5 protein-coding genes are annotated in these 9,890 nt (G+C 58.7%); all 5 read right to left on the reverse strand.

Translation table 11 applies throughout. The features are described 5' to 3' along the window. Window position 1: 1 nt before the first annotated feature. The gene (locus tag AC07OP_RS16865; RefSeq protein WP_262134895.1) at window positions 2-787 is read right to left on the reverse strand and encodes a MotA/TolQ/ExbB proton channel family protein; all 786 of its coding nucleotides are present in this window, start codon (window positions 785-787) and stop codon (window positions 2-4) included. Continuing rightward, on the reverse strand, window positions 771-2,675 hold the full coding sequence (locus AC07OP_RS16870; protein ID WP_495101808.1) for an ABC transporter ATP-binding protein/permease: 1,905 nt from the start codon (window positions 2,673-2,675) through the stop codon (window positions 771-773). The genes AC07OP_RS16865 and AC07OP_RS16870 overlap by 17 nt, the downstream gene beginning before the upstream one ends. After that, complete coding sequence (locus AC07OP_RS16875) at window positions 2,672-5,377, reverse strand: M16 family metallopeptidase (RefSeq protein WP_495101807.1); 2,706 nt, start codon at window positions 5,375-5,377, stop codon at window positions 2,672-2,674. The genes AC07OP_RS16870 and AC07OP_RS16875 overlap by 4 nt, the downstream gene beginning before the upstream one ends. Window position 5,378: 1 nt before the next feature. Then, a complete protein-coding gene (locus AC07OP_RS16880; RefSeq protein WP_262134891.1) occupies window positions 5,379-6,965 on the reverse strand; it encodes an AAA family ATPase in 1,587 nt (528 codons plus the stop codon). Window positions 6,966-7,090: 125 nt separating this feature from the next. Beyond that, a complete protein-coding gene (locus AC07OP_RS16885; RefSeq protein ID WP_262134890.1) occupies window positions 7,091-9,610 on the reverse strand; it encodes a TonB-dependent siderophore receptor in 2,520 nt (839 codons plus the stop codon). Window positions 9,611-9,890 lie beyond the last annotated feature (280 nt).

Here is a 9,890-nt window from a genome sequence, read left to right on the forward strand (position 1 = left end):
TTTATGCCTCCGTCACCGCGCGCAGACCACTGACACCGTACCGCGGCAGTTGGGCGCGCTCAGCGTCCCGGCTCGCCAGATTGGCAATGTGCGCAGAGCAGTCAGACAGACGCGCCCGGTAGTGCGCCACCCATTTGCCAATCACGTTGTACATAACGGTTGCCGGAATGGCCACAACCAGGCCGATAGCAGTGGCCAGCAACGCTTCGGCGATACCAGGCGCTACCACAGCTAGGCTTGTACTGTTGGCCTGGGCGATGCCGACGAAGCTATGCATGATCCCCCACACGGTCCCGAACAACCCGATAAAGGGCGTGACACTGGCCGCCGTGGCAAACAAGCTGACACCGCTCCCGGCCTGGCGCGCGGCCGCTTCTTCAACACGGTCCAGCGTCAACGCAAGGCGAGCGTTAAGCCCTTCAGTCAGCCCTGCGGCTACCAGGCTCTTTGATCGCCGCACCTCATCATGAGCAGCATCCAACAGGGCAAGGACAGTGAGATCACCCACCTCCACAACCGACTCAAGGGTTTCAGCCAGTTGGAGCCGCTCCTCGGCGTGCCGGGTCGAGTGAAACAACCGGCGTAATGCGATCAACTTGCGCACCAGCACGCTCCAGGAAGCGATCGAGATCAGCACGAGCAGGATCATCACGGCTTTTACGGTTGGGGTCGCTGCACTGGCGATCGCCCCCATGGACAAGCCACCGTCCTGCCCTGCCCACGCGGCACGTGAACAAACCACGCATGAAACACCGGCAATCAATAAAAACTTAATGAGTTTTTTCATCGCTATTTTCCACCTCACGAGCTTCATCTCGTGGCATATGCGGGTTGATTTCAATTGCACGGCATGACTCGTTTGACTGCTCGTCGCAGCCAACGTTAAGTACACGCTGGTGGAACGCGACCACACTCGGCCGATGCGCGACACTTACATAGGTTGCACCACTGGCCCTGAGCAGCTCGTACAGCCGTTGCTCCATGGCTAGGTCGAGCGCACTGGTCGCCTCGTCGAGCAGTACAAAACGTGGCCTGATGACCAGCACGCGGGCAAAGCCGATCCGCTGCTGCTCGCCTAGCGACAGGATGCGTGCCCAGTCACGCTCGGTATCCAGGCCACCGTTGCACGCCACCAAATCAGGCAGACCGACGCGCTCCAGAATGCCTTGCAGGGTGAAGTCGTCGATTGATGCGTCCGGTTGCGGGTACAAAACCTGGTCGCGCAGCGTTCCAAGTACCATGTACGGACGCTGCGGTAGGAACAGCGTCTGCTCGCGTGGCGGCATGATGACGGTGCCACTGCCACGCGTCCAAAGCCCACCCATGGCACGTAGCAAAGAACTTTTGCCCGAGCCGGTTTGACCGACAATGACCAGGCTTTCGCCATACGCCACCGCGACCGAGAGGTCCCGCACCAGTGTCTGCTCTCCTCCGGGCGTTTGCAGCGTTACGCCCTTCAGGCAAATACCGTCACCTTCGAGGAACGCCAAGCGCGGAACACCTGACTCGCTCTTACGCTGCTCACCCAACCGGTCAAACTTTTCCTGGATCTCCGCCAGGCGCACAGCCATCGGCGCCATCTGACTCAAGGTGGGGATGTAGTTCATCAGCGTCGACAGGCTCTGCAGAATCAGCGAAGAGGCAACAATGCCGGTCATGATCGCGCCATACTCAATTTCACCGGTGAAGTAGAGCGGAGCGATGATAACCATGGGCAACGCACCCCATACCAAATTGGAGAATTGCTGAACGACAGCCATAAACTGCTGGTACTTGAGAATCACCAACTGGCGTAACACCGCCAGTCGCGTCCGCGCCTCAATGTGCCGCCGCTCTTGCGCCTCGCCACGATAGAAAGCGATGGTTTCCGCATGATCGCGCACGTGCAGCAGGCCATAACGCAAATCTGCTTCCGCTACCGTCGAATCCCAGTTCTGTCGAATGGTCGGTTTGTACAAGTACAACGTCAACACGGTTTGGAAAACCGCGTAGATGAATGTCGCAATCAGCATTGTGCGTGAGATCGCCATGAGGATGACGATCTGCACCATGATGTCGAAGCCCGCCCCCAGCAGTTGCTGAGGCAACCCGCTAACCGCCTTGACGAAAGGATCGACATGCTCCTGGATACGCTGATCAGGGTTGTCAATTTCCGAATCGACGGTGATCTCATAGTAGGTCCGGTGCTCCAGGTAGCGGTCAACCAGGTACAGCGTCAACCACTGCCGCCAGTGTAAATTGAGGCGCCCCCCCACATAGGTCTGCACGATGCTGGCACCGAAACGAACCAACCCCGCCAAGGTGATGAGTGTCCAAAAATGCCAGTACTCGGCTGCCTCTTTGGCAACGAGAGCATTGGTCTGGTCCGCCGACAATTGCGCCATCTGCGCACCACCCAGGCTGAACGCGATGACCAGCGCAAATAGCACCCCGAGCGCCACCCAGGACGGCCATGCACCGTTGCGTACCCAATAAGGTCGGCAAAGACGCCACAGCCGCTGGAAAAACAGACGGTCGATGGCATAGCTACGCTTATCGACGTGCACAAGTGAGCCCGCGATGTGAGGGGCCTCGGCAAGCACTTTTTCTTCAGGTCGTTGCCCCCAACGCAACAAGCACCTCCATGAGCGGCCGCGAGCCGCCGATGGGGCGTTTTCCTCGCGCTGGTCGCTCATGCCTGGCCGCCCTCTCCATCAATCGGCAGGCCGGCAACTGACAACCCGTCGGCCACACCGGTCGCGGTACTGGCCACAACCCATTCGACGGGGCCGTTTGCCAGGGCATCTTGCAGTACCCGAACGACTGCGGCAGCAGACACGTTAGCCAGTGCCGCACGGCGTGCACCCAGTGGCGCCTTCAAGCCAAGGCGGAACGCATCAAGCACACTCATGGCAAGGCCACTCGTGCTCGCGCTGGCGTAGGACAGATTGATACCGGCTTGGCGTTGTTGCTCCTGCATCTCCACTGCGGTCGGCGGAGCATCGGTAACGAACGCTTGGATAAATGCACGTATCTCGCGAACCGCTTCGCCTGCATGCAGAGCGTTGACTGACGTGGTGAGCATCAGGCACGGCGGCAGAGCCGTCATCTCGGCTTCAGCGATGCCGGCACTAACCCCGTAGGTCCAGCCCAGCTCTTCGCGCAATCGATGATTGACACGTTCCTGGAGGACCGCCACCAAGGTTCGCGCCGTCTCGCGGGCCAGCAGATTCAGGGGATGTGGCAGCAATAGCGCCAGCTGAATCACCGCTTGGTCACTCGGGCCGGCCGTTACAAACTGGATGCGCTCGTCGGCGCGATCAGGCAGTGCCGGCACGACAGGCTCGGGAAAAGGTGCCACGGACTGCCGCCAGCGCGAGGTAAATGCCGACAGTCGTGGCCGGAGAGTCGCCAGTACCTGCTCTGAGCCGGTGGCAAATAAACGTGCGCCCTGAGGATCAAACAGTCGCTCGTGAAAGGCCAGTACTGTCGCTCTCGTTGCCTGCTCGATGGCCATAGCACTGCCTTCGGCATCACGTATCTCGATGCTTTGCGCGCCGTATAACCGAGCTCGGGGCAACTGCATCGCCCAGTCCAAGCGATCCACCTTGGCCTCGATGAGTCCATTGCGCTGATCACGTCGAACTTCGTCAAATACAAAAGTATCCAGCCGTGGACGCAATACCAGATCGGCGAGCAGTTCTACCGCTTGTGCAGCGGAGGTTGCTGGGCCGTTGAGTTCGATCGAAAAATACGACACGGTGGCGCCACAGACGATACCAATACCGCCTTCCTGGGTCTGGATGCGTGTCTCCTCCGGGCTGCGCTCGCCAATCCCGTGATAGGGCAATGTGGAAAGCAGTGCACAGAAACCGCGCTCGGCCTCGGACTCCACGCCATTGCCACGCGCCAGTTCCAGGCGAAGAACGAAGTCACGCGCCCCGGGCCGCTGGCTGGTAACGAGCCGAGTACCGTTGAACAGTGCCACTTCATCCCATTCAATGTCATTGGTTGCCTCAACCTGAGGTATGACCGACGGACGCGGTGAGCGCAAACTGTCGGTCACGGTAATGGCGACTTTCTTTTGGCTGTGCACTTCCAGCACGAATGGCTCGGCTGACAGCCAGCGACGCCCCTGCGCGATGACCCTCTCTGCATCAGTCGTCTGTAGATCGGCCAGCTCATGCTGGAAGTGCCACGGATCACGTACCGACATTTCCCCATCGATCATCATCGCCACTCGCGCACTCACGCTTCCCAGGCGCATGACGGTCATGATCCGCTTCTGACGGCACAGGCGCTCGAAACTGGCGCTGTCGGCTGGCCCATCCAGCACCTTGGCAATGACACCGCGTACGCGCTCCGCAACGTCGGTGTGCCGCCGCCCTTGCTCTAACGAGAGACTGATCAGGAATTGGCCACACACTTCGCCAGGAGTGAAAATGGCCGAGGCATTGAGAGCATGCCCAGGCTTCACCAGTTCAAGATAGAGTGGCGACAGTTCACTGCCACCCAGTAAATCGGCTAGAACGGCCAGGTGTGCTGACCCCTTATCAGCAATTTCTGCCACCGGCCAGATCAGTTGCACTTCGTCATAGTCGATTGCGTGTGAGGCGACGCGTGCGCGTCGTCGCTGTGCCAATGCAGGCACCCAAGCTTGCGTGCAGGTCCACTCCCGCCCCGACGGAGGGAGATGGTCGAAGTGCTCCTTCACCAGTGCCAAGGTCTGTTGCGGATCAATCGGTCCTGCGATCACCACAACCGCATTGTCGGGTCCGTAGTAGCGGTGGTGCCAATCACGTGCAGAAATGAGGCTGACGCCAGCAATATCTTCAACCGAACCAATCACAGTGTGATGATAGGGATGCCCAGGAGGGAAAAGACTCTGTAGCACCAATTCCGACACTTCACCCAGGGGCACGCCCTCTCGCTGCGACTTTTCTTCAAGCACGATAGCTTTCTCGCGAGCTAATGCCGCGTCGCTCAGATGCTCGCGGAAATGCCCCATGCGATCAGCCTCCGCCCATAATGCAAAGGCAAGACTGCCGAGCGGAATTGTCTGGTAGAAACACGTGCGGTCATGGGATGTGTACGCATTGACGTTGGTGCCGCCTACGGCCTTCATTGACTCGGCCCAGCCACCGGGCAGATTGGCACTCCCGGTAAACATTAGGTGCTCAAACAGGTGGGCGCTGCCGGTCTGGCCAGGGCCTTCGTCCTTGGAGCCAACGCGGTAGCAGACGGTCAAGGAGACCTGAGCAGCCTCAGGCGCAGGGTGCACGATCACCACCAACCCATTGGCGAGCTCGTATCGCGTGCAGTCAAGTGCCAGGTCATCCGTGTTGTCGCCAGGGACAACGGCCTGCTCCGCTGCGAAACGCTCGATACTTACCGTCATCTCAGTACCCATCCATAGCTTCGTAGTGGTTGGTTGGATAGCCATCCTGTGCAACGGGCACCTGCAACGTTTCGCCGCCCAGCATGGATGCCATACGGTTGCGCACGGCAATGATCTCCGTGACAGCCTGGCGGAAATACGCATCGGCAGAGCGTAATGGTCGTTTACGCACGATATCCGCGGCCAGGCGCGCTTTGCCGTCTCCTACCAGGCGACGCAGGTCGGCAGGCGTGAAGCCTTCGGTAAGCTTGGCCAATGCGCCACAGTCAAGCCCCTCAAACGTCTCGGTATCGCTTTCAAGCCATCGGCGCAAAATCTTCTCACGGGTGCTTTCGTCAGGCGTACGGGTCTCCAGCCACAGCTCGACTCGGCCAGAGCGCAGCAGTGCCTCCGGAATCGGTCGCACATCCATCGCAGTCATCATCACGCACACGCCGCTGGCGGTCTCGCTTTCGATGCCATCGAGCAGCGATAACAGGTAGCGCGACAAACCGGCAATGTGCTGGATTTGGAACAGCACATCGGCGTCGTCGATAAAGAGCAGTGACGGCGCATTCTCCTTGGCCTCTTGTACTACGCGCTCAAGCTTGCCGAAAAACGCGGCGGGCGGCTCACTGACGAAGGAGCCGTCAATAAGGAAGAACTTTCCGCGCATATGGTGCGCCAATGCCCGACCAATCGAAGTCTTGCCGGTTCCGGGAGGACCGAACAGCAGGACCCCACGCTTTGGCTTGAGGCCCATGCGCGCCGCTAGGTCACGGTGTTCCATTGGAAAGACAATATTGGTCTCGAGTGCTTCGACGATGTGTTCGTGCCCCGGCAACTGGTCGAAGCTTATGTCTTCCACCTCATCAACCCGCGTGTTGGAGACCATTACATGGCTCTTCAGTGACTCGATCACATCTTCGGTGGTGATACTGGCCTGGCCGACAAGCATGCCGAACGCCAGCCGCAGTTGGTGACCATTGAGGTGCCCGGCAAAGCGATGCAGCATTGAGAAGTCGACACCGGCAACCGCCTCCCCCCCCGCAACCGCACGGGCGACCACTGCATAATCCTGCGGTCCAAAACTGGCCAGCGGCACCACAGCTGTATCTGCACCAAACTGAGATTCCGCCGTCTCCCAGGACTCCGGAGGGTGCCCCGCCAACAACAGATGGCGGCCGGACGCCTGCGCCTGCATGCGCAGTTGGCGCAACACCGTTCGCACAAAGCCAGGGCGTGTGGACGCATTGGAGGCTGGGCCGACGAAGTAGTCCAAGTCGTCTACTACCACCAACGGATAATTCTGCAGATGCGTGGCGATCATACGGCCAATGGTGGTTTCAAACTCATTGGCCGGCTTCAAACCTGCCGCTTCGGTCATGTTAGCGACGGTAATGACGATCCCGCCGTGCTGCTCGGCCAAATGCCGCAGAACCGTTGACTTCCCGCATCCCGGTGCCGCGATCAGGCCAATGGCCGTGGCAGCCTTCATCACCCGTTCGATCCGGTTGAAGGCCTCCGCTTGCGACGGCGTAAGGGGGCGATTGATGTCCGGCACACCGGTATTTTTGCCCAGCACGGCCAGCGTTGAAATCTCACTCATTGAAACTCTCCTTAAACAATAAGCAGGCTGCGCGGCGCAATCGCTGACGCAGCAATGGAGCGGTAACCTAAGGTGTTTCCATGCACAGGACGATCCCGCGAAAGTCGGGTTCTGTTATGTGTTGATCAGAACTGCATCTTCAGGAGTAACGACACGCTGCGCGGCTCACCATAGAAATTTTGCCCCCTGACATTGCCCACGCTCGCGTAGTAATACCGGTCAAACGCATTAGCCAGGTTGGCCTGTAGTGATACCTTACGACTGAGCATCACCCGTGCAAAAAGGTCGGTCACCGCGTAGGTGCCTTGCCGGGTGACAAGCTTCTCGCCGTTGCCGTCAAAGCCATTGGTGACTGTCTCGCTCTGATAACGCAGGCCTCCACCTAGAGTGGTTCTGCCGGCCCAACCCGCGCTGCCCAGGCGGTAACTGGTGAATAGCTTGGCCGTGTGCTTGGGAGCCTGTGTAAGAAAGTTGCTGGGTGCCAACTGGGGCGAACTGAACGCAATCGTGTTACGGGTATAACTGAACGCCAATTGCCAGCTGGGAGTCAGTGCACCGATGATCTCCGCCTCAAAGCCTTTGGATGTCTTTTTGCCGCTGTCGAAATAACAGCAGGAGATGCCAGTGTCCGGGTTATCGGTCGAGGGTGATTCCCGATCGTCCTGGGCGATGTGTTCTTGCACAGTGTCGAAAAACGCGAGACTGCTGTTCAGGCGACCATTGAAGTCACTGCGGCGCAGGCCGACTTCAATAGTGCGCCCGGTTTCAGGCTCAAGGACTGTACCTGCAGCCGTCAGTTTGTTCGCATTGGTGTTGAAAATGCCGGCATGGCTCACGTAGACGGTGGTCTGCGGCGTGAGGTCATAGCTGACAGAGACCGTTGGCGGCAAGCGCTTGTTCTCGCTCATGCGAGTATTCTGGACTGAAGGGAAGTCCCCTCCGTAGATCGTGCTCTGCTCCGTCTTGTAACGGTTGTAGCGCATCGATGCGGCCACACGCAGCCCTTCAATAAGCTCCAATTGAAGTGAGCCGTACGCTGCGCTCTGTTCGCGCCAGTAGGCAGGTACGGTGATGGCGTCCCGCTGGAACTGCGAAAGATCGGGCCGCGCCCAAGCACTCGGGTCGAAACCGACAATGTCGATCGGGCCTTGCGGATAGAAGTAATTGCCGCCCGCATCGTTGCGATCATCCTGCTTCTGCTGACTGACGCCGAGCACCAGCTTTTGCCGCAGCCCAAACAGATCAAACCCGCCGGTTACGTAAGCATCCGCGACTCGTTGCTGCGAACGCAATTTGCGTTGGTCCAACATGATCTGGCCGTCGACAGTACCGGTGTCGCGATTCACGCCGTCGACGAGAAACACCGATGAAGAGAGCGAATTCGAGTCCTGATTGATACCCGACAAGTTGAGGTTAACCGACCAGTCCGGTGCAAAGAAGTGCTCAAGCTGTACGAACACTTCCTTATTGCGAGTGTGTTGATTGGCGAAAGGCATACCAATGAACGTTGAGCGCGACAGGGCCATATCACCGCCATCAGCGTACAGTGGCAAACCCAGACTAAAGGGCACGGCATCCTGCTCGGTGTAGCTGCCACCGACGTTGATACGGGTATGCTCGTCGGGATCGAACTCCAGGTTTACATAACCGCTGTCCAACTGGCGATCGGCGACTCGGTAGAAGTAGTCGCTCTCATCGTGGGTGGCCACCGCACGGACACGCCAGCGTCCATCCTCGCTAAGGGGTTGAGATACGTCGAACATCGTTCGGCGCGCGTCCCATGAGCCTGCACTCAACTCTGCCGTATATTGCGCTTGGGCTACCGGTCGCTTGCGTTCCAACGAAAGCACACCGCCGGGGTCACCCACGCCAGAGTTGATACCGTCAGCGCCGCGCAGCACTGCAACATTGTCGTAGTGCGACATATCGAACGTTGGCGTCAGCGAAGACGTATAGTCGTTGCCTGAGCCATAGTTGATGGGGGCACCACCATCAATCTGAAAGTTTCGGATTTCAAAGCCGCGCGAGAAAAAATGAGGCATCAGTTGGCTGTCGGAACCACGCTGTAATGTGGTCACACCAGGGGCCCAGCGCATCACGTCGCCCAGAGAGTTCATCTGCTGGTCTTCGATACGCTGGCGGCTGATGACCGATACACTCTGCACAGAATGCTGCAACGTGGTCGGTGTCTTGCCACCGATGCGAACCTTCGCTGGCGAATAGGCCCGGCTATGCTCGGTGGCAGTTTCATCGCTGCTACCGTTGACGCCACGCTGAGCGATGCCGCCCTGACCGCTCTGCACATCGCCTGCGACGCGAACCTCGCCGATCTTGCGCCCGTCCGCCGTGCCGACGCTACGTGGACGAATGAACGCTTCACCACGCGACCAACTCGCCTCAAGGTCGCTGCCTGCCAACATGACGTCAAGCGCCTCGCGCAGGGTCATCTTGCCGATGACTGCCCGAGCTGGCCCGCCAACGCCTGAGCCCAACGTAACCCGATAGCCCATCGAATGTAATTGCTCTACAGCCGCATGCACATCCCCAGCCTGGATGGCGAACGTCACCGCATCCTCGCTATGCGCCATCATTGATGCTGCGGTCAGTACGCTGCCTATGATTGCGCGCATGAACTTATGACGCATTTCGTGCCCCTTATCTCTGCTAATTGGAAATGGCGGGACAAGTTTCCCTGGGTCAGTTTTATCGACCTGCCGTCACGTGACAGTTGTATGAAGTTCTGCCTCAGGAGTAACCCGACTTAGGTCGGAAAACAGCGAACTACGTATATACGATGACGGTATGAGCTAAGTTTCGATTGGCATATAGTTAACCCGCGACTGATCCTTGAATCGCCCCGGGTTTCGTAGACACCTCCATGCCTTAAACTGAGGCCAATCAGGAGGTGCCATGAGCAACCCACGT

Source organism: Pseudomonas sp. GW821-FHT09D08 (assembly GCF_059416305.1).